The sequence below is a fragment of the Mesorhizobium sp. WSM4829 genome (genome assembly GCF_055811475.1).
Window position 1 is genome coordinate 89,841 of sequence record NZ_JBVVQJ010000001.1, and the last position, 23,959, is coordinate 113,799.

The 23,959-nt window shown below is 63.0% G+C and carries 13 protein-coding genes and 2 pseudogenes; 3 read left to right on the plus strand and 12 right to left on the minus strand.

Annotated features, from left to right (window positions below; all coding sequences use genetic code 11):
* Positions 1 to 282 precede the first annotated feature (282 nt).
* From AC0L17_RS00305 to AC0L17_RS00325, 5 genes and pseudogenes are all read right to left on the minus strand, one after another.
* Positions 283 to 1,371, minus strand: a complete 1,089-nt coding sequence (locus AC0L17_RS00305) for a trypsin-like serine peptidase (protein WP_473514333.1) — start codon at positions 1,369 to 1,371, stop codon at positions 283 to 285.
* Positions 1,372 to 1,720: 349 nt separating this feature from the next.
* A complete protein-coding gene (locus tag AC0L17_RS00310; protein ID WP_473514334.1) occupies positions 1,721 to 3,484 on the minus strand; it encodes a pentapeptide repeat-containing protein in 1,764 nt (587 codons plus the stop codon).
* Entirely contained in the window at positions 3,438 to 4,709 is a 1,272-nt protein-coding gene (locus AC0L17_RS00315; protein WP_473514335.1) for a hypothetical protein, read from the minus strand. Before AC0L17_RS00315 ends, AC0L17_RS00310 begins: the two co-directional genes overlap by 47 nt.
* 879 nt (positions 4,710 to 5,588) lie before the next feature.
* Positions 5,589 to 6,128: pseudogene (locus tag AC0L17_RS00320) on the minus strand (transposase); the annotation flags it as partial.
* On the minus strand, positions 6,059 to 6,289 hold the full coding sequence (locus AC0L17_RS00325) for a hypothetical protein (protein WP_473514336.1): 231 nt from the start codon (positions 6,287 to 6,289) through the stop codon (positions 6,059 to 6,061). The pseudogene AC0L17_RS00320 and the gene AC0L17_RS00325, both read right to left, overlap by 70 nt.
* A 217-nt stretch (positions 6,290 to 6,506) precedes the next feature.
* Between AC0L17_RS00325 and AC0L17_RS00330 the strand changes: the two genes are divergently transcribed.
* Together AC0L17_RS00330 and AC0L17_RS00335 are read left to right on the plus strand one after the other, a co-directional pair.
* Positions 6,507 to 6,704 (plus strand): hypothetical protein, encoded by a 198-nt coding sequence (locus AC0L17_RS00330; RefSeq protein ID WP_473514337.1) that lies wholly within the window; start codon positions 6,507 to 6,509, stop codon positions 6,702 to 6,704.
* A gap of 90 nt (positions 6,705 to 6,794) precedes the next feature.
* A pseudogene (locus tag AC0L17_RS00335) lies at positions 6,795 to 6,893 on the plus strand (tetratricopeptide repeat protein); the annotation flags it as partial.
* A gap of 336 nt (positions 6,894 to 7,229) precedes the next feature.
* Here AC0L17_RS00335 and AC0L17_RS00340 read toward each other — a convergent pair.
* From AC0L17_RS00340 to AC0L17_RS00355, 4 genes are all read right to left on the minus strand, one after another.
* A complete protein-coding gene (locus AC0L17_RS00340) occupies positions 7,230 to 7,976 on the minus strand; it encodes a hypothetical protein (RefSeq protein WP_473514338.1) in 747 nt (248 codons plus the stop codon).
* Positions 7,977 to 8,123: 147 nt separating this feature from the next.
* A complete protein-coding gene (locus AC0L17_RS00345; protein ID WP_473514339.1) occupies positions 8,124 to 9,473 on the minus strand; it encodes an N-acetylmuramoyl-L-alanine amidase in 1,350 nt (449 codons plus the stop codon).
* A complete protein-coding gene (locus AC0L17_RS00350; protein ID WP_473514340.1) occupies positions 9,457 to 10,701 on the minus strand; it encodes a DNA/RNA non-specific endonuclease in 1,245 nt (414 codons plus the stop codon). Before AC0L17_RS00350 ends, AC0L17_RS00345 begins: the two co-directional genes overlap by 17 nt.
* A 201-nt stretch (positions 10,702 to 10,902) precedes the next feature.
* The gene (locus AC0L17_RS00355; protein WP_473514341.1) at positions 10,903 to 13,686 is read right to left on the minus strand and encodes a S8 family serine peptidase; all 2,784 of its coding nucleotides are present in this window, start codon (positions 13,684 to 13,686) and stop codon (positions 10,903 to 10,905) included.
* 171 nt (positions 13,687 to 13,857) lie between these two features.
* Between AC0L17_RS00355 and AC0L17_RS00360 the strand changes: the two genes are divergently transcribed.
* Complete coding sequence (locus tag AC0L17_RS00360) at positions 13,858 to 15,492, plus strand: hypothetical protein (RefSeq protein ID WP_473514342.1); 1,635 nt, start codon at positions 13,858 to 13,860, stop codon at positions 15,490 to 15,492.
* Positions 15,493 to 15,626: 134 nt separating this feature from the next.
* On the opposite strand, the gene AC0L17_RS00365 is transcribed toward AC0L17_RS00360, so the two are convergent.
* The 3 genes from AC0L17_RS00365 to AC0L17_RS00375 are packed head-to-tail and all read right to left on the minus strand — an operon-like array spanning position 15,627 to position 23,957.
* Entirely contained in the window at positions 15,627 to 18,620 is a 2,994-nt protein-coding gene (locus AC0L17_RS00365; RefSeq protein WP_473514343.1) for a hypothetical protein, read from the minus strand.
* Complete coding sequence (locus AC0L17_RS00370) at positions 18,598 to 22,875, minus strand: hypothetical protein (RefSeq protein ID WP_473514344.1); 4,278 nt, start codon at positions 22,873 to 22,875, stop codon at positions 18,598 to 18,600. Before AC0L17_RS00370 ends, AC0L17_RS00365 begins: the two co-directional genes overlap by 23 nt.
* Complete coding sequence (locus AC0L17_RS00375; protein ID WP_473514345.1) at positions 22,875 to 23,957, minus strand: AAA family ATPase; 1,083 nt, start codon at positions 23,955 to 23,957, stop codon at positions 22,875 to 22,877. Before AC0L17_RS00375 ends, AC0L17_RS00370 begins: the two co-directional genes overlap by 1 nt.
* Positions 23,958 to 23,959: the final 2 nt, after the last annotated feature.

The following is a 23,959-nucleotide window of genomic DNA, read 5'->3' on the forward strand; positions in this document are numbered from 1 at the left end:
CGCACAGCCAACCAGATTGACAACTCCCCTCGGTGGCACAGAGGCACAGAGGGTAGGCAATTTCAAATTACCGACCGATTTGGAACCTAGAATTACAGTTGCGATCTTGATTTGAGGTGTGCTCGTCGTTCGTCATTGTCGTCGTATTGCGCTCAGCTGAGTTCTTGGGCGAGTCCGATGAGAAGCCCTTCAGGCCCGCGGATGTAGCAGAGTCCGGAAGGGATTGCCATTCAATAGGCAAGCGAATTGCTGAGTTTCCTCCAAATAAAAGGATCCCAACGCTCATGGCCCAAGTAATGCCAAGAACCCCCGTCTTTCGATGCTCTTACGGATTAAACCTATTGGCACACCCTGATTATATGTCGGTGGTCCAAAGGCTGGATCTCCTAGGTGGTGAAGTGCGATAAGATCCCAATCCATTGTAAAACAAGGTGATCCCGACGATCCAGGTGCCGTGTTGGTACTATAGCGTAGGCGAAGACCCTCATGACGGGTGCCGATAACAGCCTCGGTATCAATTGCAAAACGGAGTGGATCGCCATTTGGGTGCTGCACAATAATCAGGGGTGTCCTGGGTGCGATTGGCGGAGGATCGGCAAGGCTCAAAAAGCCGCGATCAAGGTTTGTGGATTGCAGACAAAGAAGTGCGTAGTCGAGTTCCGTGTTTGTGGGCGGCGGGTGGTCAGGTAGGTCTGTCAGCTCGGCGGCACTGCAGGGTTGTTCGTCGGCCACTCGGTCGACTTTGAACACGATGCCTGGATCAACGCCCCCGGCTGTGAGCCGGCGGTAGTCGAACCTGCAGGCAAGCTGACCGGCATCACGAACTTTTTGGGCAACGTGCAGAACATGCCAATTTGTAAGAACGGCGCCTGGGCCCACTAGAAATCCTGTACCCAAGCCTATATCGCCCGCTTCGATGCGGCAAACTTGATGTTTGATCCGCTCGAATTTTTCAAGCCAAATATCGGTTTCTTGGCTCTTCAAAGATGGTTTAACATTGCGTTCTAGGCCCGGTCCCTCGCTTCCAGCGTCCACCGTTACGCCGGATTTTTGAAACTCGAACTGGATTGGTTCGCGAGATGCCCTATCCGGGATGTCGGGATACAGAGTAGCGATATAGGCACGCAAATCTGTCCAAAGCGGCTTTTCGATATAGACGACGCGCAAAAATCGATCTGTAATAGGGCCAAATTCGAGTTTTGCGATCAGCCTCTCGATCGTTTCATTTTTTGGAAGACCTGGCGCGACGAATTCATCGTAGAGTCTGTCGCCTGTCGCCCTGTACACGTATCTTTCAAGCTGTGGAAAGTCGATAGCCGGCGACAAAAGCTCCAGGAGCATACTTGCCTCTTGTTCCGTCAGCTTCCTCATTAAGATCCCTTCCCCCCTTCCGCTCACAACCGAGGGCCCGTTAAACCCTTTCCCATGCCGCACTGAGCTTCGGCGCTCGTTGCATAAGCGGTCTGCACCGAGGGCACAGTTTTATCCTTGCCATTTTACTACAGCAAACGCCCCATTGCACCCAATTCCACGTCATGATAAAATATTTCTAATAGGAGTTAGAACATGAGTGGCTATAAACTGCTCGTCGTGCTTGCTGTCATAGTGGGGTTGGCTACCGGTCTCGCGGCAGGCGTTTTGGAAGCCTCCGGACCCGCAGCCGCGGACTGCAGCGCTACAGGCCCGTGTTAGACAATTCCAGGGTGGCCCTAAGCCGAGCCTACCGGTTTAAGGATGGTGCCGCTCTGCGATCATTGTATTCGAGAATTCGCTCCAAAAAACTAGTCTCTTGCAGGTATTTCCTCAGAGTTACAAGCTCGTGGGTGGGGACATAGCTGTAAGTGACCATCGCGGTCTCCAAGTCACGAAGCGCCTGGTTAATTTGGCCAGCTGCAAGTTCCGAGATCGCGTACCTAAACCTCACTCCTCCACTCTCGTTCCGGACAGCGACTGCCGATCTGAGGTGGGTGAGCGCGGCTTCTGCGTTTCCCGACTGGAGGGAGACATATCCCAACGTGTCCTGATAGTCGGCCACTGTCGACGGGTCGCCACCAGCAGCCTTTTCGAGATCTACCGCCTGCTGTGCTGCGGTGAGCGCAGAATTCGTTCCACTGTCGCCGGAGCAATCATTCTCAGCTGCGTCGCCGGCGTGCAAGTCCGTACAATCTAGAATCCCCCATGTTGCTCGGGTCCACGCAACCGAGTTGAGGGCCAGGGCTTGAGCCGATGAACCCGCGCTAGCGCGATCGGCCCGCTCATTGGCGCTCGTGATTTCATTCATGAAGGCCTTTGATTGGCGGAGTTCAGACAGATCGGTCTCTGTGGCGATCAACAACTTTCGTAGGACGGAAGAGGTCCACCCTCGCGCTAGCCACCACGCTGTACCTGGACCTGTGAGCTTCATGATCGTACGATCATCTAGTCCTGATCCCCAAAAAGTCGCGCTCCTAAGATTTGCGCGCGAGAAATCTACATCCAGAAGCTCAGCCCGGCTGAAATCCGCTAGATACAGGTCAGCGTCTCGAAACGATGTTGATACTATGCTCGCGCTTTGAAAACTTGCATACCGAAGGTTCGCACGGCTGAAAACGGTGTTGTCAAGCTGCACTCCGATAAAGGCGCTGTTCGGTAACATCGCGTCGGCGAAACTCACATTGGTCAAATCCGTCTCTGAGAAACCGGGTCCGAAAAGACGTATTCCATCGAGTCTTGCACCCTTTAACCCCGGGACCCGCGACAAATAAAGTTCGCTTACCTTTTCGGGCGGGCTTAGGCGCTCCCACCAGGAAAGGGACCAGAGTGCCTCCTCTCTGCTAGCCAAGTCAGGGGCGTGAGGAAGGTATTCAACCCGTGCCCTCGCCAGGTAGGGAAATACCCACCAATAGCTCAAAGCCAAGGCCGCTATGCAGGTCGAGGCAACAACGGCCATTTGCAATCTTTTCTTTGTAATCGCTCTTTCGCTTGCCCGCAGTAAATCACTAATATCCGGATCGTCACGATAAGGGGCGGCTCGTGAGATTGCCTTTCCGACGAGCAAGAATCCCCCTTCCTTCTCGGAATCACGCCACAGCCGCGCTAGGGCCGCAAAACGCAGCCTCTCGCGCGTCTCGGGGCTTAGCGTCTCCCGTTGTTGAAGGGCCACGCCTTCGCCGTGCTCGCTAACAGCAAGCGACACATCAACCGGGTTAAGATTCACCGCGTTTGTCGCCAAATCACGGGAGCCGGGCATTCCTGCCAGTTCGGTCGACCAATAGTCGATGATCGCTTGGGCGGCCCGCCGGTCTTCGGAGTCCTGGATAATCTCACCGGTCAAAGAGGCCCGCAAGATGAACTCTTGCACCTTCTCCGACGCTTGCGGCGGCGCCCTAATCACAAATTCCTTCAAGGCCTCGTGAGCGTCCTGAAGCTCGGTGAAGCTATGGAAACGCGTTTGCCGCTCAGCTGGCTGGCCGTGATGTTGTGACATGAAGTTCGTCCAGTGCATGCGGCGTATCGCTCATAAACGTCGCAAGTAACTTGTTAATGCTGCGAAGGTCTTCGCAGTTCTCTTTCAGACGCTTGTCAATGAACACAAACCACAAGCTGCCTAGGAGCCTATAAATAGCGAATGAAGCGGTGACCTCGCTGTCAAGTATCTCCTTCGTCAGTTGATCGTCTATGTCCTCCGCGCGCTGCCTTACGCGGGCGGCCCATCGCCTATTCGCTTCTCGCTCCGACAACCAGAGAACGTGTGCCTTGACTGACAACCATTGCCGGGTAACCGAACCTATGTTCGCGCTCGGCAAGAGGACGAACAGCAATGACATCTCGTTCTCAACTCCCTGCCAAAGCGAATGCTTCAACACCTGGGCCAAGACGGTCGGCTTGAGAGCAAAGAATGCGCTCCTTACTCGTCTTATACCATCCAAAGCAGTTATTGCATCAGCCGGACCGCCCTCAAAGATCGGAGCGGCAATCAAAGGGTCAAGCGTAATTTCTTCTGCCGAGGTAAGAACGCGCCCGTTGAGTTGGGCAAGGAGCAGCCGTACACGTCTCGAGAGATCGTGACGCGCAGTATCTGATAGCGCACCTCCCGCCCGCAAATCGTCAAGGGCTGGAATGAGCACCCCGGCGATGTTCAACCAGAGAGCCGTCTCGTCCGCGTATTCATTGAGCAACTCGGCGGCCACTTTCGCGTCCCGGTGCGCCCGCTCTAGCCTTCTGATGCCTCCGTCCGGATCGGTCTGTCGACCAAACACCAGCCATATGTGCAATCTGTGTAGGGCTTCGTGCATGCTCTTATATGCGAACAGTCTTGCAATGCGCGCCCCACATTCCTTGACCACCTCCTGACGCATCCTTATTTGCGCTGACATACGCGACATATCCAAAGCGTTCAGTGCGGCAAGTAGTGCGTCAACCTGTTCCCTAACGCGAGGGAGATCCTGCATCATACCCGGGCATGCTAGCACGACCTTGCGTCGCAGGCTTTCATCCTCTCTTTTGTAGAACACTGCATTCATCAGGAGCCAGTGCTCCCTATTGTCAACTTTCAGCTTACCCAGTAGTTTTGTGATCTGTTCGGCTCGGGACAGATCGGGGGCAGTTACTTCGGCGTACGGATCGTCGCCTGTTGCCGCGATGTAGATACGCTGTATCTCCTTATTCGACAACAGCGCGTTTCCTAGTGTGCTGATTAGATCTTCGCGCAGCGCTTCTATGATCGGCATGGGTGTGCTCTCGCAACAGCGTTGAAATGCACGGATTGATAGCTTAGACACACCGACTATCGGCGTGCAATAGACACCTACAAGCTAAGCATCGAACCTCAGGTCTTGATTCGCCTTCAGTGGCAGCTGCGAGGTCATTTGCTCCGTGCATTCCACTCCTACGTCTCCCTGTATTCTCAAGAGGTTGATAGCCTACGGTACCGCCGACGAGCTTCGTCCTTACGTTCCGAAACGAGCGCAAGGTGTTTCGGCCTCTCTGGGCGAGAGAAAGGCCCGTTAATGATCTCCTTTGCCAGGGCCGGAATGTTCGATAAGCACTGAGGACTCTTTCTATTGCTTCGGTGCGGTTGTTGCGTTCGAGTAGCACTCCAGCTCTGCACAGGTCGGTTCTCAGCCTCGAAACGAATAGCATTCTGTCAGTCGGCATCTGGCTGCGCCAGGCTTGGGTCTTGTCTGCCCTCAACTGATTCTCTCAAATGTTGCTGGCATTCAAATACCGCCCCGTAGGGAACTTGACGTTACCCGTCGAATGGAAGAGCGCGTCGCCGTCAACGACCTGCATAGTCTTGATGTCGGTCACCAGGAAACCAATTGCCGTCCCTCCGCTGAAACTCAGCTGATCGCCCGTAAACAGCCTTGAAGGTCGACCAGGACGCCGGCAGCAGGGGGTATCGAACTTGCCCTGTTCGAGGGTAGGCGCTTCCCGATGCTCGATGTCGAGGAGGCGCTGAGCCCGATCATCAATCGCCCTTCGCGCCTGACCGAAACGTGTGGCCGAGGTGCGGCGGCTGAAAGCGTTTGCCCGCTGTTTGGAACGGCCTGCTCAGTCATGCGGGTTGTGTGCGTCAAGTTCTGCAAAAAGGGCGGCCCTGGTGCTGGTCATGCGGCTTGGCGCAGAGCGAGTTTCTTGTGCTCGCGCAGGTCGTCCATGTTGATGTAGAGGTTGGCCTCCATCCAGTTTTCGTTGGTTTCGACAGCCAACGCCCTGACCAGGCGCACGCAGCTCTGTGAGTTTGGAAAGATGCGTTCGAGATAGGTGCGCCGGCGGATTTCCTCGTTGAGGCGTTCGAGCATGTTGGTGGATTTCAGATGCTTGTGGTGCTGGCGCGGCAGACGGAAGAAGGTCAGCGTGTTTTCGATGGTTTCCTCCACCCACGTCGTCAGTCGCGGGTAGCGGGCCGACCATTTGGAAAGCCTTGCGGCGAGATCGGCCTTGGCCTCGGTGAGATCGCGCCGGTCGTAAAGCCATCTGAGTTCCTGCAGGCAGTCGTCGCCGTGCTTGCGCGGCAGGTGATCGAGCGCGTTCCTGAGGAAGTGCACGTAGCAGCGCTGCCATGCCGCTTCCGGGGTCACCTCGCCGATCGCCGCGACCAGTCCGGCATGATCGTCGTACACGACCAGTTCGACGCCCTTGCGTGCCGCACCGTCTCGCCGCGCGCCTCACGCTCGACATAAGCCGCAATGGTCCAGGTCTCCGCAGCCGAATGTCTGAACAGGAACTTGTCCAACTCGTCCAAGGGCAGAGGTGGCGGGATGACGCACTCGTCCTGTGCAGCCTCGGACTTGGATCGCTTGGCCATGTGTGCCTCCCTTCGCGATGTCTCGCGTACACGATTGAGCAGCATGAGCAAAGGCTGAAGGCACGCGAGCAGGAGCTTCGCGAGGCGGCCAGGGCCGAGTTGGGCAAGGCGGAAGAGCAGCGCAAGACCATCGAGCGGGAGCTTCAGGCAGTCCAGGGCCAGGTCGGAAACGTTTGAGAAGAGTTACGACGAGCGACTAGCAGAGCTCAAGCGCCTGATGGGAGAGCTGGAAACCCTGCGCGGCAAAGTCCCTGATGCTAAGCTACAAGAGGCTCTTGATGCACTTAAGCAGGGCAAAACGAAGCAGGCTGACGCGCTGTTTGCTGAGGTCGAGGACAGCGCACAGCAGACGATCGAGCTAGTCGCTAGAGCAGCGTTCGAGCGGGGTCGCATCGCCTATCAGGAAGTGCGCTGACAGGAAGCCTGAACTCATTTCGATAAAGCCGTCCGGCTTGCCCCGGATAATGCCGAGTACACAGATTGGGCAGTCCGACTAGCGCAGGAACTCGGTGACTACTCTGCAGCGGAGCCGCTATACAAGAAGGCGGTCGCCATCGGCGAGAAGACACTCCCGGCCGACCACCCCAATCTGGCGGCCGCCTAACGATCGCTCGCGCAGGCTGTTTTGCAGCCGGATCGTCAACGACACTGACCGTCTCCTTCGCCCAATAGTCGAAAAATTGGCCACGCGCTTCTCGATCGTTCCACGCGAGCTGGCGCCGGACTCATTCTTCGAAACAATGCGTCGCGATAAATCGGCTTGGGCCGTGGCAATCGTGGGCTTCGCCGATCGGGCAAGGTTGCTGCCCTTACTTTGCCGGCTGCCAGCCGATCCCAGCATCCTGCGGCAGCAAAGGCACGCAGAGCCGCGGTCCTTTATGGCTTGGGACCGGGCGATCTGCGGGCGACAAGACCAGTGATTGGCCCTCGTCTCTGGAGCCTAGAGGTTTGCCCCGGCGATGAAGCTCGTCGCGAGGCCAGCAAGCTTCGCGCGCAATTCGGGCTCCAGCAGTGCGAGGAAGCTGTTGTTAGCGCTCATAGTCTTGGTCGCGCTTTCAAATTCGGCCTCCGTCTTGCTGAGTTTGAAGAACAGAATGCTGGTCATCTTGCTCTTCAGGTGAAGTCGGGCGATCGCGTATCGGACAACGGTGTCTGTATCGGTGCCGCCTACCGCTGCAAAATGCATCTCTTGTGCGTCGAACCGGCGAGTTTCGCTGTCGAAGAGCGTGATCCACGGCGCCTGCTCGTTCATCTGCTGCAGGTTCTGGAGGCCGGCAAGGATGATTGGGCCGATGGCTGCGCCACCGAAGGCAATGGTAAGAAAGGGGATAATCGCCTTGTGGACTTCGACCCCGGTCTTTTTGAAGGTCGATTTGGTCACCGCCGAACCAGCGATGGTGAATCCGAGCTGGGCTAGGTTTGAGGTGTAGGCGGCAAGCCAGTCATCTTCATCGTCGCCCGGCTTTATCGCCTTGGTTGCCACGCGGCTTGCGAAAAGCATGGCCTGCGAGACGCCGGCACGCACCGCCAGGCTAGGGACCTGGGAAAAATCAATCAACGTGGTTCCCGAGACCACTGCGGGCGGGAGTTGGTCGAGGTTGAGCGCAGTGCCCTCGAGGGCGCTAAAGCTCTCGGTTAGGTCTCCAAGGTCGGCGCTCGCGAGAAATGCTCTCGTGTCGATTGTCATCAATGGTCTCCAGTCTCAGAGTTTGAGTTTGGTCAGGGTCTGAAGAGTATCACGCCTTGCGCGGCAGCTTCAGTGCTTTCGAGCGACGACCCGAAGAGATGGGCCTTTAGGGCCTGTAGCGCAGCTCGAGCACATGCCGTTCCAGCGTTACCAGTTGGCGATGTAGCCGCGGGTATCGATGTGGACGAAGCTCGGGTATTTACCGATGCCGCCTTTGAATGCCGGGCTGCTCGCGCGCACCGCTTTCGCTACTGCGTGCCATTGGTTCGCATTTGCCGTCTCGCAGCGGAAATCGATCGCGTTGAATTTCATGTGCAGGCTGGCGCTCTCGCCGCCGATGCAGGTGTTGTAGGCCGGGCTGCGGTACGCCGAGAGCATGCGGCATCTGGCGCCGAGGCGATGACGGATCTCATCCAGCATCTTCGCGGTCTGCCCAATGCTCGGCCACAATGACCTCTCTGGAAAATGGTTCTTGCCCGCGCAGCGCTCGCCAGGTGCGTTGCTTGCGCCCATGAAGAGCAACTCGTCTGCGCTGAAGTAGCGCAATCCCAGCGAGGCGACGAACGCGCGAAACGCTGCGATGTCGAATCCAGCAGCTTCAAGGTCGCTCGCGGCGGATTCCAGGGACATCGTGTCCGGATCGAATCCTTCACCGATATCGACTTTGGAGAATTCTCGCGTGTCGTTCATGCTGGCCGCTGCTTTTGCCGAGAGCTCTTCGAGCGCCGGCGCAACGCTCTCCAGCACCTCGCTGGTGAGCTTCACCACTTTCCGCTCTCCGCCGCCCGCATCGAACCCGTCTTCGAACATGGCTGAGGCAGCTGATTCCAGATCTCCGCCAGCCAGGTAATCCTTCACGCCGTCGGCCAGAGCCTTGGCAATCTTGTCAAGGTAAGGCTTCGTCTTTAGCCGCGCCTCCTCGCCCGCGATGTCCATGAAGCTGATTTCGACGAGACAGCAGGCCGTCGATGCATGATGCGACCCCTGCTTGAGAACCCCGAGCGGCTGGCGCTTGACGCCGCCAGGGTGGCCGGCATTGCGGTCATTGTGCCCAGTCGCTGCGACCAGACGCTTCTGCATGGCGCGGCACAGATCCGCCGAACGCGAACTGTGGTTGGTGTCGCAGATCGTCTCGGTGCCTTGCGTTCGGTTGTTGAAGCCGTTCAGGTGGATGGACACGAACACCGGAGCGGCAATTGACTTCGCCGCCCGCGCCCTGTCCGCCAAGCCGAGATTGTTGTCCGCCTTGCGGGTCAGCACGACGGTATGGCCAAGCGCGGTGAGCAGCTTCTCTATGCGCAACGCCAGATCCAAAGTGACCGTTTTTTCCAGCAGGCCGGTCGGGCCGACTGCGTTGTTCGGGCTGGAACCGCCGATCTTGGTCGTTCCGCCATGCCCGGGATCGAGTACTACTTTAGCCATTTTTTCCTCGCCGTGTGCGAGTGCTCGACTTCGCCCGCTGGTGCATCCGGCAGGCTCGTCAGTTCGGGAGGGCACACAATCCGCCCGAATTCCGCAAAATTTCTATTTCCGCTTGATGTCGTTTCGCAATGCCGTCTCGCGCACCGCGAACCGTGTCGAACTGATCGGCATCAACGATCGCGGTGTCGAAGGTAACACCGACCAGCTCCTGCAACTCCGAGATCCGCCGCATGAAAGGCGCGAACTCCGCGGGAACGGCAAACTCGAAATCGACGTCACTCAGGTCCTGTTCCAGAAGGAAGGCGTAGGCGGCCAGCCCTTCGCCCACGCGGGCCACGATGAGCTTCCAGAACCGGGACGGGATCTTGGCCCGCAGCTTCGTGCTGCCGTCGCCGAAGAATACCTCGTCCGAGTCATCCAGCACCGGCCCAGCGAACACGCAGAGCCGTTCGTTCGCCACTTCCGACAGCACGTGGTCTTCGAGATCCCCCCAATTGTCATCGCCATTGGCGGAGCGATTGAACCCGCCCACTTGCGGCGAGCAATTGGTGACGTGATAGGTGTCGCCATCCGTCCGCTTGAGATCGGCATAGGTCCGACCCCTGGCGACGTGGTCGCGGCGCACGATGTGGCCCTTGTCGAACGCCCTGCGGTCCTTGGTGAAGAACGCGTCGGGTATCTGCAGTTGCGTGTCGAGTCGCGGATCGATGAACCAGCGTTCCTCGTCGTTCTTGCCCAGACCGCTCAGGCCGCGCCGGGTGTATTCCTTGCCCGCTTCCGGCTTCTTCAGCTTCGGCGCCTTGGTCACGTTGCTCGCCGCGAAGGGCGCGAGCCTGCGCTTAGCGTGCATGATGACGGAAGAGTTCTGATAGTGCAGTGCGTCAGCGCCCGACTTCGTTTTGCCCACCGCGGCGTCCGCTGTTATCGGCATCGGCACCTCGACAGGTTTTAGCGCTTTATCCTGGTCCGGATCGTCCAGGAAACCGGGATCGTATCCAGTGCGGCTCACATAATCCGTGTCAGGGGTGGGCTCGCGCAACGCCTCCGTTATGTCCTCGACGATGGCTTCATTCACCGCGGTTGTGCCCAACGAAATCGTGATCCGCAGCGGCACGTCAATGATCACTGACACATCTTGCGTAGAGACAACGGAACCGCCGCCGGCCCTGCTGGCTGTCTGCGCGTCCGACCCGGGCTGTGCATCGTCTCGTGCATCCTGCCTCGGCGGTTCGCCTTGGTCGGCGCGCAGCCACCAGCCCGACCATTCCGTTGCACCGCCCGGCGCCTCGCCGGCAAACACCATTGCTGCTGACGCAGATCGAGTCCGAGAAGCCCGAGGGCATCGCCACGGCGCGCGGCTGGGAGCTCTTCCTTGCCAAGCATTCGCAAGGCGCGCTGAGCGACATCGCGCGTACCGCGCTGGCGCTGCTCGATAGCGGCAGCAGCGGGCATGTCGCTCGTTCCGGACTTTTGCTTCTGGTGGCTTGCCGGTCGCCGATGCCCGTCAAAGCGGCACTCCCACCGCACGCAGCTCCGGCGCCACCTTGTTTAAGCCGACGGCATAATTTGATCTGCCGGTGAAGCCGCTGAAATGCAGGCCGAAGGCCGACATGCCGGCGCCCTCCCAGGCGATCATCGGCGAGCCGGACGCGCCGCCGAACGACGTCGCCTCGTGGCCGAAGGTTATGTTGAGCGGGTCCTTCAGTACGGCGCCGAAGGTCTGCAGCGTTTGCCCCGGCGCCAGACGCTTGACGCCGAACAGGCTGCCGAACAGTGTCTGGATGACGAAATCCCAATCGATATCCTTCTTGGGCCCCTGCTCGCGTTTGGGCGGACCGGGGAAGCCGATCGTGCAGAGCGTCGTCGACTGCGCCTGCTGGAACACCTGGAATTCGGCATCGAATTTGAGCGCCTGCGGCATGGTGGCGCCGTCGATGGGCTCGATGCGCATGGCGACGGCGTCGAGATGGCCAAAGCCGGGGCCGGCGCTAGTGGGCAGCAAGGCCTCGACTATCCTGAAACGGTTGCTGTCGGCGCGGGCGGCCTCGCCGACGAAGTCGATCTCCAGCCAGCCATGGATGGCGACCCTGCCGTCCTTCTCGTCCATCAGCACGCCGTGCCTGGCGCGCGCCTGATCCATGACATGGTAGTTGGTGAGGATGATGCCCTTGCGGGCGTCGACCAGGCTGCCAGTGCCGATATAGTTTCGGTTATGCCCGAATTCGGGCTGGATCCTGCCGATCGCCGCGCAGACGGGGGCGAGCTTCGGGCGCGCGCGGGCGATTTCATCTTCCCAGCTCAGCATGAAGGGATGCTTCTCCGGCGGCAGGTCGTTTTCGACCAGGAAGCTCGGCCGCGAGCCGTCGGCAATCACGATCGCCTCCAGCGCGCGCTCGTCAGTGGGCGCCATCGCGGCTTCGGCATTGGGATCCTCGACCAGCTTCCTGAGCGCCGAGCCGCCATGCTCCTTCAATAGCCGAAGTGCGGCGACGAACGCCCCCTTGTCGGGGATCTCGCGCGCCGGCATCTGCTCGGCGAGCGACATCACCCTGTCCAGCGTGGCGTCGGCGCCTTGCCTGGTGAGCGGCTGCCCATCGCCATCGCCGCCGACATTTGCCGATTCCAGGCCGCCGCTTTCCTCGGCGGCGGCGCGCCTGGCGATGATCGATTGCAGGCGCTTGCCCTTGCGGCCCTTCGACGGCTGCGGCCGCACCCACCGCACGGCGGGAGCCGCAAAGCCTTCCAGGCCGCTTGCCGCCTCTTCGATCCCGTCGGCTTCGTCCTGCGCTTCCACCGGCGCTTCCGGTACTCCCGTCGCGGGCGGCTCCCTGGTTTCGGCTTTCGGCGCCGGCAGCTTGCTGGCACGCAGCAGTGCCAGGCTGATCTCGGCGCCGTGTCCATGCCAGTCGAGATTGGCCTTCAGCGCCTTGGGGCCGCTGCGGGCAAGCGCCAAGCTCCTGACCGAAGCTTCCGCGGGGACGGGCACCGTCGGCTCGGTCGGGCTTTCGGTGCCCAGCCCCAGGTCGAAGCCCGCTTTCAGGAGCGCCTCGGCGTCGATGATGCCGGCGCCCATGTTGTAGCTGTCCCAGCCGCCTGCCGGCACGCGCGCCGTCGCCTTGACGAGGCGGCGGAACATGTCCTGCACCGTCTCGCCACGCGCCCTGGCGGCGGCGACCACGTTGGAGCGGCCGTGGAAGGCCAGCCAGCAGGCGGCCACGCCGGCGACTAGCGCGACCGCATAGCTGGTGCCTTCTCCCTGGCCGACGCCGCCGGCCGCAGCAGCGCGATGGACGTTCTGGGCGGGAGCGGAGATGTCGACCTCGGGGCCGTAGCAGCTGCCTTTCCAGCGCCGGTCGCCGCTGTCGACGCCGCCGACCCCGAGGCATTTCTCGTAGCGTGCCGGCCACACCACCACGCGCACGCAATTGCCGGCCGCGGCCATGACGATGACGCCGGCATCGACGGCGCGCGACAGCGCCATCCACAGCGACAGCGAAGCGATGCCGCCCAGCGACATGGTGATGACATGGGCGCCGTTGTTGACGGCGTGGTCGATCGCCTGCGCCACCTTGATCTGCGAGAGGCGCACGACGCTCTCTATCGCGCGGATCGGCATCAGCCTAGCGAGTGGGGCGCTGCCGCAGACCTGCAGGGTCGCGGAGCCGGCGACCACGCTGGCGGTCGAGGTGCCGTGGCCGGGATTACCGTGCTTGGCCAGCGGGTCGGTCGGATCGTCCTTCTTGCCACCGAGCAGGTTGCGCGGGGCGACCAGCGTGATGCCGGCAAGCTCGGCATGCCTGGTGATGCCGGTGTCGGGCTGCGCCACAACGACCCCTTCGCCGCGCGCCGGCCGGCCGCTTGCCTGGGCATAGGCCCAGGCCTGCGGCGCCTTGATCGACTCGAGCGCCCAGAGCGGGGCGAGCCCGTTCTCCTCACCCACCCAGCAGTCGAGAAGCTCGCCGACGCCTTCCAGGGGACCGGCCTGGTCGACGGGCATCGCGGTGTAGAAGATCTCCGGCTCGGCCGCATCGAGCGCCAGCGCCGCCACCAGCGCGTCGGCGGCGCGGAACGCCGCCTCGTCGCTGATGAAGCGCCGGCCGGGCAGCGTCAGCAGCAGCTCCTCAGCCGAGCGGAACTCGATCGAGAACGGCAGGTCGCCGAGGTCGCCGCGTAGTGCGGCGGCAACGGCGTCGATCTCGGTGTCGAACAGGCAAAACCTCGCGTCGGAGGCCGGGTTCTTGCGGGCCTTCCTGGTTGCCGCCTCGATGATCTCGCGGATCTTGCCCATCGCATCCCCCTCGTGAAGTCGTGGACTTTGTTTGTGCCCGGCCATCATGACGCTGTTTTGACCGGAAGTCTAGATTTGACGCGATACTTGGGGGTGATAACATATCCCTGACCGGTCAAAACCAAACCGGGCAATTTTATTCCTGTTTGATCTTTCGCGGGGGAGGGGTCGATGCAATCGAAATCGCGTTGGTGGGTGGGACTGCTGTCGCTGGCGGCGCTCGCCGCAGCTGGCGCCGGCGAGGCCGCCGCGCAGGCTCTCGAGGCCGATTTCCTGCTGGCCCCGAAGCCGGCCCGCATCGAGCTTGCCTTTCCCGACATTGCGACGACGTCATCCCATCGGGTCCGGTTGTCCGGCAGCAATGCGGCAGCGAATGAGGTCGAGGCCGACTCGCCCATCGTGGGGCCGATCCTTTCCGGGGGCGCGGAAGCCTTGACACAGGCCGCAACGCCGAAGGCGCCCTCGGTGGCCAACAATGGCTGCTCCAAAATCAAGTCCAAGCAGCAATGCATGTTCGATATCCAGCTTCCTCCCGGACTGGCCCCGGGCAGCTATTCATTCGATGTGCTGGTGACCGGTAAGAATGGCGGGCAGTCGGTCAGGACGGTGAGCGTCGACATCCGCGCCTCGGCATGGTGGGCCGGCGTCGTGATTGCGCTCGGCGTGGCGCTGGGCGCGGCGGTGACGGACTGGCGCGGCACGGCGCGGCCGATCGTCAACAAGCGCATCGAGGCGGCGCGCCTGCGCGAGGAAGCGCTGCACCTGGCCGCCTCGACCGGCCAGGTGGCGGTGGCGAGGCGGGTGAGGCAACTGGCCCTCGACCTGAAGGGGCTCGACAGCGACATCCTCGCCGGTAAGGACGATCCGGCCAAGCTGCCGGAATACAGGGAGCGGCTCGATCTGCTCAACCGCGCCGACGCGCTGCTGCAGGGGGCCGCCGAGCCCAAGGACGGGGCGGCAGGCGTCTTCAGCCTGCTCGCGCAGCGCCTGGAAGCCGCGCTGGTCGCTGTCGAATGGAAGGAAGAGACGGTGACTGCCGCGGCAAATACGCTGAGCGCCGAACTCGCCGGCTTCCAGCCGCTGTTTGCGGCGGCGCAGCGTTTCGACAAGACCGTGGTCGATCTGGCGCCGGCCGTGGCATATCTGGGCGCCGCCGGCGAGACCGCGGAGTGGAAGGCCGCCCTGGCGCTGCGCAAGGAGGCGTTGCAACCGCTCAACGCCGATGGCGACGGCACGCAAACGACGACGCGAGCCACGGCCCTGAACGAGACGGCCGAAAAGCTGGAAAAGCTGCCGGCGACGATCGCGCCGCTGATCATAACCAAGCTGGACGGCGATATCGCCACGCTGCTGGCGCAGGCAGCGACCGACGAGGACAAGAAAAGCCTGCAAGACCTGCAGAAGCAGGTGACGGCGCTCAAGTCGCGGGCGCCGGATGCGGCGACGATCGCGGAAGCCGGTCGGCTGGCGAAGGAACTGGCAAGCCGCTCCGGGCTGGAGGGTCTGGAAGGCACCGTCGAGTTGCCGGCAATCGTGGAGGCTGGCAGCGGCCTGAAATTCGAGTGGTCGGACACGGCGTTCCAGCCGGAAGCCGGCGCGACGCTGGCCGACCTCACCGATTCCAGGAAGGCCTGGGACTTCATCACCAACGCCATCGCGCTTGCCGGTATCGCCAGCGTCGGCGTGATGGTGCTGTGGGCGACCAACACGACATGGGGTAGCGTCCAGGACATCATCCTCGCATTGCTGGCCGGCGCCGGCACACGGCTGTCGATCGGCAAGATCGGCCAGACGGCGCAGCAGTAGGGGAATAGGGGGGTCCTTTCGACGGTAACGCGACGCCAACGTTGACGAAGCGGGTAGGGTTGTACTCGCGCTTCAGCGATGGATGTCGCCTATCCTCCTGTTCCCTTGTGTCCGGCGGCCAGTGGCAACCCGCGTCAGTTTCCTGCAGGGGGCGGGGAGGCTGGCCACCGATAGCCCAGCACCTGCGCCTTCGGGAAACTGAACGGGCCCACCTGATTGCTGACATTGCCAATGACGAGCGTGACGTTGTCAGCGTCCGAGCTGACCACGAAGCCGGCTGCGGCAGATATTGCCTCCGAGGCAGATTCGGGTCTGAGGACGGTGATGGCGCCCGTGACGGGCTCCGCCAACGGCTCGCCAAATTCGAGATAGTCGGCACAACGGGCACTGCGCGGATTGCCTGCGACGTTGGCCTGCTGGAGAACCCAGCTGATGAATGAACAGCCCCAGGCGACAGTCTGGGGCTGGCGGCCCGTAGTCGTCGACGCGTGATACTCCTCGATCCTCGGGTTGCTCTCGGGGAGCCTTGTGCCGCTTTCGGCTGACTCGGATTCCCGAACGCCGATTTCGCCCCGGGCAATTTGCAGCCAGGCTGGCTCGGGTGCGGCGGCAGATCCATCAGCGGCGGGCGCGTATGGTGAGTTGACGAGTGGTCGTGCAACCATGCTCTTGACGGCCGGCCCGGCCGGCAGCGCGGAGAACGGCAGCCGGTTGACGAGCCGTGCCATGGCAAGATCGGTGATGCGCAGCCGGCCGTCGAGGCTGGCGGTGGCGAGCAACTGGCCGTCGGGCGACAGCGCCATCGCCTGGATCGGGCTGCCATGGCCGGTGATGGCGACGACCTCGGTCAGCGAGTCCGGCCGCGGTTCCGCCTCGCCGGGGGCAGGGTCCGCTTCGACGGAAATGCCAGTCGCACGGATGGTGCCGTCGGCACTGCTGCTTATGATGGAGTCTCCGCCTTGACCGGGTTCGAATTGCAGGACCGGGCCGTCCAGGATGCGATCGAGCACCCGGAAGGACAGCCGCGAGGAGTCGGTCAATTTGGCAAACAGCACGTCCCCATCTGCCGTGCCGACAAACAGCTCGCCTCCGTCGGCCGAAAGATGCAGCGCGCCTTCGCGCAAGGTCGGCATCGGTCCGGCCTTCGAGAGGTCATCGGATTCCCGGAACAGCCGGATCTGACGGGTGCTGCCAAGCGTGGCGATGCGACGGGCAGTGAAGTCGCTGACCCATTGAGTGATGTCGGGGGAAACTGAAATGCTACCGAGTTGCAACAGCCGTTCGATGTCGCCGATAGCCAGTCCCATCCCGAGATTTGCAATGAATCGTTGTCCGTCGGGGCTCAGGTAATTTAGGCGGCCGGGGTCGATCAGTATTAGGCCCTGGGGTTCAAATGTCCCGTTCAACGCAAAGGCGCGACGCACCGAATACGTGGTCAGCAAGGTCGTGTCGGGATCGTAGACATGCAGCCTGCGACCGCTCGCATCGAAGGCTGGCACTCCCGTTGTCCCGCTGCTGGAGGACTGAAGTCGCGACAAAAGGCGCCCGTCGCTGGCGGAATGGAAGTTGATTCCGCCGCTGCTGTCGCACACCGCCACGATCGTGCCGTCCGGGCTGATCGCGGCCTGGGGGTTCTGTTTGACGTACTCCGTGATCGTCACCGTTGCGCCGTCCGGCGACGCGACGGGTTGCACGAAAACCGTTCCGTCCTCTCCGGCAGCGATGAAATGATCGCCGGCCGCGTCGAAGGCTAGATGCGTGAGGGGCTGTCCCCTCAGGTTGGGGAAGCTGGCGAGAACCGAACTATCGATTGCCTCGCCGAACGCCACCACCACAGTTCCAAGCTCGACATCAGAAAGGCGCAGTAGGATGGGTGTATCAGTCCCATCGAATGCCAGCAGGCGATTGCCATCCGGAGAAAGCACCGCCGGAGGCCGCAAGAATCTCGGATCGGCAGTGTCAGCCGCTTTCTGTACCGGTGCTTGTCCCGAGCCTTGCAGCGGGAGATCGTAGAGCGCGAGTCCGACATCGCGAGCCGCCAGCAGGCGCCTGCCGTCGTGGCTCATCGACAGAAGCTCGATCAAGCCCTCGACCTCCGGCAGCGCCGGCTCTTCGGTCCATGTCGATCCCGGCAATGTCACATCGGTTGCGCCATAGTCGCCGGGCGGCAGGAGGTCGCTGCCGTCGCCGATCGCGCGGCGCCAGATCTTGATCGTGCGGTTGGCCGCCAATGTCGTGAAAAGCGCGCCGCCGGGATCAGGGGCAGCCGACACGGCGATCTCGACGATCGCAGTATCGTGCCCGCCTATGCGCCGGATATATTGGTCGGGGTTGACGCCTGAAATCTGCTGCGAGGCGTCGATGGCGAAGACGTTGCCCTGGCCGTCGCCGGCAATGACGGTGCTGGTGCCGGGCAGCGCCGCCACCGCACGAGTATCCTCGATGTCGAAGATCTCGCTGACTTCCGTGGCGACTGGGCCGTTGAGGTCGCGCAACAGAAACAGGCGCGCCGGGGCGAGGGGCGGCAAGCGACCTTCGCGGTCGTCATAACGTCCCACCACCGCCGAACCATTGTTTGCCGGCACGACGGCAACGAGCTTGCGATACACCTCGAACTGCCTTGGCGGGGACACCGTCGCGAGGCTTCCGGAATCGAGGCCGAGCGGCTGGTGCAGGTACCAGAAAGGCGGGACCCCCGCGCCGGCGGCCTGGAACGAAAGGATGGGCAGCGGCGGGAATTCGTCGAGCGCCTCGGCAGCGCGAAGCGTCGAAGCGCTGCCGTCCCTGGAGATTGCCAGCACACCCTGGGCGCGCGTGCCGACGTAAAGCGGGCCGTCTGGATCAGGCGACCATTGCAGCGCCGTGACCAGGTCGGTGCTGCCGTCGGCCGGCACCACCCGCTCGTCGAAGACGAGCTGCAGGCGCGACAGGTAAAACTGCGCAGCCAAGGCCAGCAGCACCGGCATCAGCGCAACGGCTGCGACGGCAAAAAGCGTGCGCTTGAGGCTGCCGGGGCGGCGGCGTTTCGGGCTGGCCGGGAGCGCGGCGGAAACCGCCTGCGGCTCTTCCAGCGGTTGCTCCGGCTTGCCCGCTTCGGGCGCCGCCTCAGGATTTGTATCGGTCTGCACGCGAAGCCTCATCGGTCGTGCCGCCATCTTCCGGCGGCGGGTGCGCGAGCAGCCCCAGCCTGGTACGCAGGCCGGCCATGCGCGGCGAGCGCGGCCGCTCCACCTCGATCGCCTCGATCAGCCGACGGCCGAACTTCTGCTTTTGACTTTCCTCGACAACCATGGCCACACGATCGGGCCAGCGACCGGGCCTGGCAACGTCGGCTAGGTTTATCTCGAGGCGCGTACGCAGCAACATGGTGAGCTGGTTTTCGTCGAAGCTTAGCTTGATGGCATCAACGACGGCTTCGATCTGGGCGCCATTGAGGCTCTCGAAATCGATGTCGGGCATGTCGCCGGCCGGGTGCCGCGGCGCTGTCTGGTCCGGCTGCGGCGGTTCAGCCGGCGGCACCGGGCGCGCCATCAGCCCAAGCGTGGTGCGCAGGCCGGTGATGCGCGGTGCATTCGGCCGCTCCGCCTCGATCGCCTCGATCAGCTGTTTGCTGAAACCCTGCTTCAGGCTCTCCTGCACGACCTGAAACACCCTGTGTTCCAAAGGGCCTCGGGTAGCGATGTCGTCAAGGTTCCTGTCAAGCTGCCCGTCGAGCAGCATAGCCAGCTGATCGTTGTCGAAACTCATCGTCATCGCCTCGACGATAGCTTTGATCTGGGCGCCATTCAGGTTCTCGAAATCGAGGTCGGGCATGTCGCGAGCCGGGTGCCGGCGTGTTTGGTCCGGCTGTTCTGCCGGCGGTACCGGGCGCGCGAGCAGCCCGAGCCTGGTGCGCAGGCCGGCGATGCGCGGCGTGCCCGGCCGCTCCGCCTCGATCGCCTCGATCAGCGGACGGCCGAACTTCTGCCTTTGACTTTCCTCGACAACCATGACCACTCGATCGGACCAGCGACCCGGCCCTGCAAGGTCGGCAAGGTCTCTGTTGAGGCGCGTGCGCAGCAACATGGCGAGTTGGCTTTCGTCGAAGCTTAGCTTGATGGCCTCAACGACGGCTTCGATCTGGGCTCCATTCAGGCTCTCGAAATCGATGTCGGGCATGTCGCCGGCCGGGTGCCGCCGCGGCGCTGTCTGGTCCGGCTCCGGCGCTTCGGCTGGCGGTACCGGGCGAGCCACCAGCCCCAGCGTGGTGCGCAGGCCGGTGATGCGCGGAGCATTCGGCCGCTCCGCCTCGATCGCCTCGATCAGCTGACGGCCGAACCTCTGCTTTTGACTTTCCTCGACAACCATAAACACTCGATCTGGCCAGCGACCCGGCATGGCAAGGTCGGCAAGGTTTTTGTCGAGATATCTTCGCAGCAGCATATCGAGCTCGACCTCGTTGAAGCTCAGACGGATGGCCTCGACGATAGCTTGGATCTGGGCGCCATCCAGCTTCTCGAAATCGATGTCTGGCATGTCGTCGGTCGTGCCACCATCTTCAGGCGGCGGTGTGGTGGGCGGCTGCCCCGGCGTTGCAGCCTCGGCCGACGCGGCCGCGGCGGATTGGCCTTGCAAGCCCTTTGTCGCGGCGATCAGCGCGCCGCGCTCGGCAAGTTCTGCCCGGACGCGGTGGCCCTGCAAGAAAAGTGCCGAGCCGGCGGCGGCAAGCGCAGTGGCGAGCACCAGCGCGCCAAGCGGCAGCCAGGCGCCCGGCGCGTGCGGCGCCGCCAGCGGGTCCGGCCACAACCACCAGGCCGCCGCGCACCACACCGCTACGCCGGCCAGTGCGGCGGCGCGGATGACGAACGCATGCCGCCGGTGCGGTCCAAGCACGGTCGAAAGGGTGGCGTCGTCGAGCTTCGGCGCGCGCGGATCGGGGTCTGGCGTCAGCACATCGGCCACCACCGCATCCGGTGGGATCTCCAGTCCCGCATTGCCCGGCAGCCAGATCGGCAGCTTGGCCCCCTTCGGCAAAAGGCGGCCGCCGGGCAACGGTTTTCCCGCCAGCATGGCGGCCACGGCCTGCTGGACGCCTGCAAAGGCCTTGTCGGTGAGCGAATCCAGCAATGCGCGGCGCAGCCATGGCGGCATATGGCCCACCCGGAACCAGGGCAGCAGGCTGAGCTGCGCCAGCAGGGATTCATCGTAGAGGGGCACCGCGACGCCGCCGCGTTGGACCTCGATCTTGTGGCCGACATAGAGCGTCACGGTAAAGCGCAGCTCCGGATAGTGCGCGCAGGCGGCGAGCCAGTGGAAACCGTCCGGTCCGAGCCAGCCAAGCAGGTCCTGCAGCAGCGCATTGACCATCTCCGGCGGCGGCGGCAGGTCGGAGCGCAGGAAAGGCTCGTCCAGCCGCAGCGCCGCCGGGCGCATCGCCGGTTCCCGCCCGCCCCGCAGTTGTCGCCGCGTGTCGACCAGCCAGGCGACCGTGCGCTTCAGGTCGCTGTGGTCGCCGGCAGCCAATGAAGTGCGTCGCCGTTGCGGCCGGCCGCGTTCGCCGAAGACCAGCGCCAGCTCCTGGAAGCCGGCGACGGTGGCCCGGCCGATCGGGGCGGCCAGCGCGTTTGCGATCTTCATTTCGCGCTCGCCCCATTCCGCGATGGGGACCGGCGTCAGCAGCATGCGCCCCGGCCAAGCGGAAAGGGTGGCGGCGACGAAGGGCAGCGGGTCGAGTGTGAAATAGTCGACCAGATCGCTGCCATCCGTCACCAGCACCAGCCGGGCATCGGGGTGGCGCTCGCGCAGGCCGCGCAGGTCGAAGGTCCTGCGTGGCGCGTTCTCGTCGCGCTGGCGCGCCGTGATCGTGCGCGGATCCGGATCGTAGTCGTAGGTGGCGACGATGGCTCCGGCGCTGGACAGCGTCTCGATCAGCCGGGTGACGCGGGCCGCCTCATGGTCGTTGAGCCTGCGCCGGTTCACCAGGAACACATATTCGGCAAGCAGGGAACGCTTGCGCATGACGATGCTGAGGAAGCCGCCGCGCGCTAGCGTCGCCCGGATGGAGCGCTCGGCGTGGAGGCGGCGCCCCTCGACGGGTTCGCGCCATGAGATGTTGCGCGCCAGCTTGCGGTCGGAGGGCAGGGGCGCTGTCAGGCGGTCGTCGAGCGGCAGGCTGAACATCGCGCCGCGCAGCCCCTCGGGTGGATTGGCGAGGCTTGCCTCGACGGCCGCAGGGAACGTCCTCACCGCGATGAGCAGCGCCGGCACGAGCAGGACAAAAACCGCATAGGGCAGCCATTGCGGCCAGGTCTCGCTGGACGAGGCGCGCGGCTGCTGGTCCGATGGCGCTGCATCGGCGAAGGTCCTGATCAGCCCGGCCAGCCGTTGGTCCTCCGCGTCGTTGCGGCCGAGATCGCGCATGGCGACCGGATTGCCGGTTTCGATCGTGGCGAAGGCAGCCGCGTATTGACCCAGCACCGAGCCGCTGGCGCCGTTGCGCCGGATCGGAATGTCGGCCGGCTCCGGCCAGCGCTTCATCATCGCCGCCAGGAAGATCTCGGGCCGGTCGGTGACGTCCGATTCCCCGGCATAGACCTGCGCCAGCTCGCGCGGCGTCAGGTTGTTGTTGTGCTGGGCGGCGGCGGCGATCGTCACCGCCAGCGCCCTCCTGTAATCGTCGCCCACCGGGTCGTTCGGATCGGCAGGGGGCACGCCCCCGCCACCGGGCCGTGGCTCCGGTGAAGGCTGGACAGGACCCGGCCCTCCTCCACCCCCGCCGGTGCAGTCCGGCGGGCATGTCGGCGCGGGCGGGTTAAGCCATGCGAGCAGCCGAGCATCGGCCCCGTTGAAATGGAGCGCGGTGGCGAGCGTGATCGCCAGCAAGATGAGCGCCAGGAGGGCCAGCGCCCGCAGCCTGGTGCGCCGCAATTGCCGCATTCGCGCCAAAGCCTGTTCTTCGGTTTCCCGCGTTTCCGATGGTCCGTCACTACCGACGTCCGACGTGGTCTGCTGATCATCGTCGTGCCTATCCTCTTTCGGCGTTTCGGCCTCTTCCTCCTCATCGTCATCCGGCAGCGCCAGAGGCGGTTCGAAGGCGCCGGGCAATCCGGCATCGAGCGCGTAGGACAAGGCGGCGGCAGATTCCCGAGTTTCGGCGAGCACCGGCGTCATATAGCGAAGCCACAGGCTTTGCGCGTCGTCCGTGCCGTTGCTCAGCCAGCCCTCGCGGTTGAGCCCGAGCATCGCAGTCATCGCGTCGATGCGTTGCTGGGGCGAGACGCGATGCAGCGTCGTCGCCAGGCCGTAATACAAACGCTCGTTTTCGTAGCGCCGGAAAAAAGCTTCGAGGCGCACCGCATTCGGCTTGAAGCGGTGTTTGGTGAGGTTTTCTCCCGGCTCGCCCATCACGCCGTCTTGGTATCCCAGGTCGAGACTGGCGAGGCGATCAGCTGCGACAGTTTCGTGCGGTCGTTCTTCAGCTTGGCGAGCGCCGGCGCAATGTGCGGCAGCCGCTCCTGGAAGGTCGGCTTGTGCTTGTCCTTGGGACAGGCGAGCAGGGCAGCCGCGTCGATCGCCTCCGATATGCCGGGCCGCTTTTCCAGCTGCTCGCTACGGAATCGCGTCAACAGCTTGACCAGCAGGTCACGATCCTCCGGCGGCAATTCATAGGTTGGCTTGGCGCCGGCGGAGCCTTCCGTGGATGCGCCCGGCTCGTCCTTGCCGAAGCGCTTCTGCAGCCCGCTGGCGATGATGGCGCGCAATGTTTCATCGGACGGAAAGCCGATCTCATGGAAGATGCAGCGGCGCAGGAAGGCATCCGGCAATTGCCTTTCCTCGTTGGAGGTGATGACCACGATCGGACGGCAGGCGGGCAGCACGCTGCCCTTCGGCTCCGGCTGCTTTCCCTCCGCCACGCGCTGCGACAGCTCCGGCACCCGGAAAGTCAGGTCCTCGATCTCGCGCAGCACGTCGTTGGGGAAATCGCGCGAGGCCTTGTCGATCTCGTCGATGATCACCACCGACTGGCTGGGCTTTTCCGGAAGCGTGTAACGGCGCTTGCCGAGCAGCAGGTGTTCGACATTGGCGGGTTCGTGAGCATCGAGGATGGCGCGGCCGAGCGCCTGGAACTCGATATGGTCGGCGACATCGGCTGCCGACCTGTCGTCGGCCTTGTCGCCCTGTGCCTGGCGAAAGCGGCCGATCGCGTCGTAAGTGTAGAACAGATCGCGCGCTTCCGCGTTCGATTTGGTCGAGAAGAAATGCACACGCGACAGGCCGAGCCGGCGGGCGATGGCATAGCCGAGCTCGGTCTTGCCGCAGCCCGGCTCTCCCGACACCAGCAACGGACGGCCAAGCCCGAGAGCGACGTCTATCGCTGCGACGAGGTCGTCGTTGAAGATGTAGTTCCTGCCCTTCTGCGGCTCCTCGCGGCCGTTCTCGAAGAGGGGCACCTGCGGCTTGTCCGCCTTGAAACGCTTGAACCACATCG

What these genes read in the sequence shown, in the direction of transcription:
- AC0L17_RS00305 (WP_473514333.1), bottom strand. Translation starts at nt 1,371, where the DNA reads ATGAGGAAGCTGACGGAACAAGAGGCAAGTATGCTCCTGGAGCTTTTG.
- AC0L17_RS00310 (WP_473514334.1), bottom strand. Translation starts at nt 3,484, where the DNA reads ATGCACTGGACGAACTTCATGTCACAACATCACGGCCAGCCAGCTGAG.
- AC0L17_RS00315 (WP_473514335.1), bottom strand. Translation starts at nt 4,709, where the DNA reads ATGCCGATCATAGAAGCGCTGCGCGAAGATCTAATCAGCACACTAGGA.
- AC0L17_RS00325 (WP_473514336.1), bottom strand. Translation starts at nt 6,289, where the DNA reads ATGGCCAAGCGATCCAAGTCCGAGGCTGCACAGGACGAGTGCGTCATC.
- AC0L17_RS00330 (WP_473514337.1), top strand. Translation starts at nt 6,507, where the DNA reads ATGGGAGAGCTGGAAACCCTGCGCGGCAAAGTCCCTGATGCTAAGCTA.
- AC0L17_RS00340 (WP_473514338.1), bottom strand. Translation starts at nt 7,976, where the DNA reads ATGACAATCGACACGAGAGCATTTCTCGCGAGCGCCGACCTTGGAGAC.
- AC0L17_RS00350 (WP_473514340.1), bottom strand. Translation starts at nt 10,701, where the DNA reads ATGGTGTTTGCCGGCGAGGCGCCGGGCGGTGCAACGGAATGGTCGGGC.
- AC0L17_RS00355 (WP_473514341.1), bottom strand. Translation starts at nt 13,686, where the DNA reads ATGGGCAAGATCCGCGAGATCATCGAGGCGGCAACCAGGAAGGCCCGC.
- AC0L17_RS00360 (WP_473514342.1), top strand. Translation starts at nt 13,858, where the DNA reads ATGCAATCGAAATCGCGTTGGTGGGTGGGACTGCTGTCGCTGGCGGCG.
- AC0L17_RS00370 (WP_473514344.1), bottom strand. Translation starts at nt 22,875, where the DNA reads ATGGGCGAGCCGGGAGAAAACCTCACCAAACACCGCTTCAAGCCGAAT.
- AC0L17_RS00375 (WP_473514345.1), bottom strand. Translation starts at nt 23,957, where the DNA reads ATGTGGTTCAAGCGTTTCAAGGCGGACAAGCCGCAGGTGCCCCTCTTC.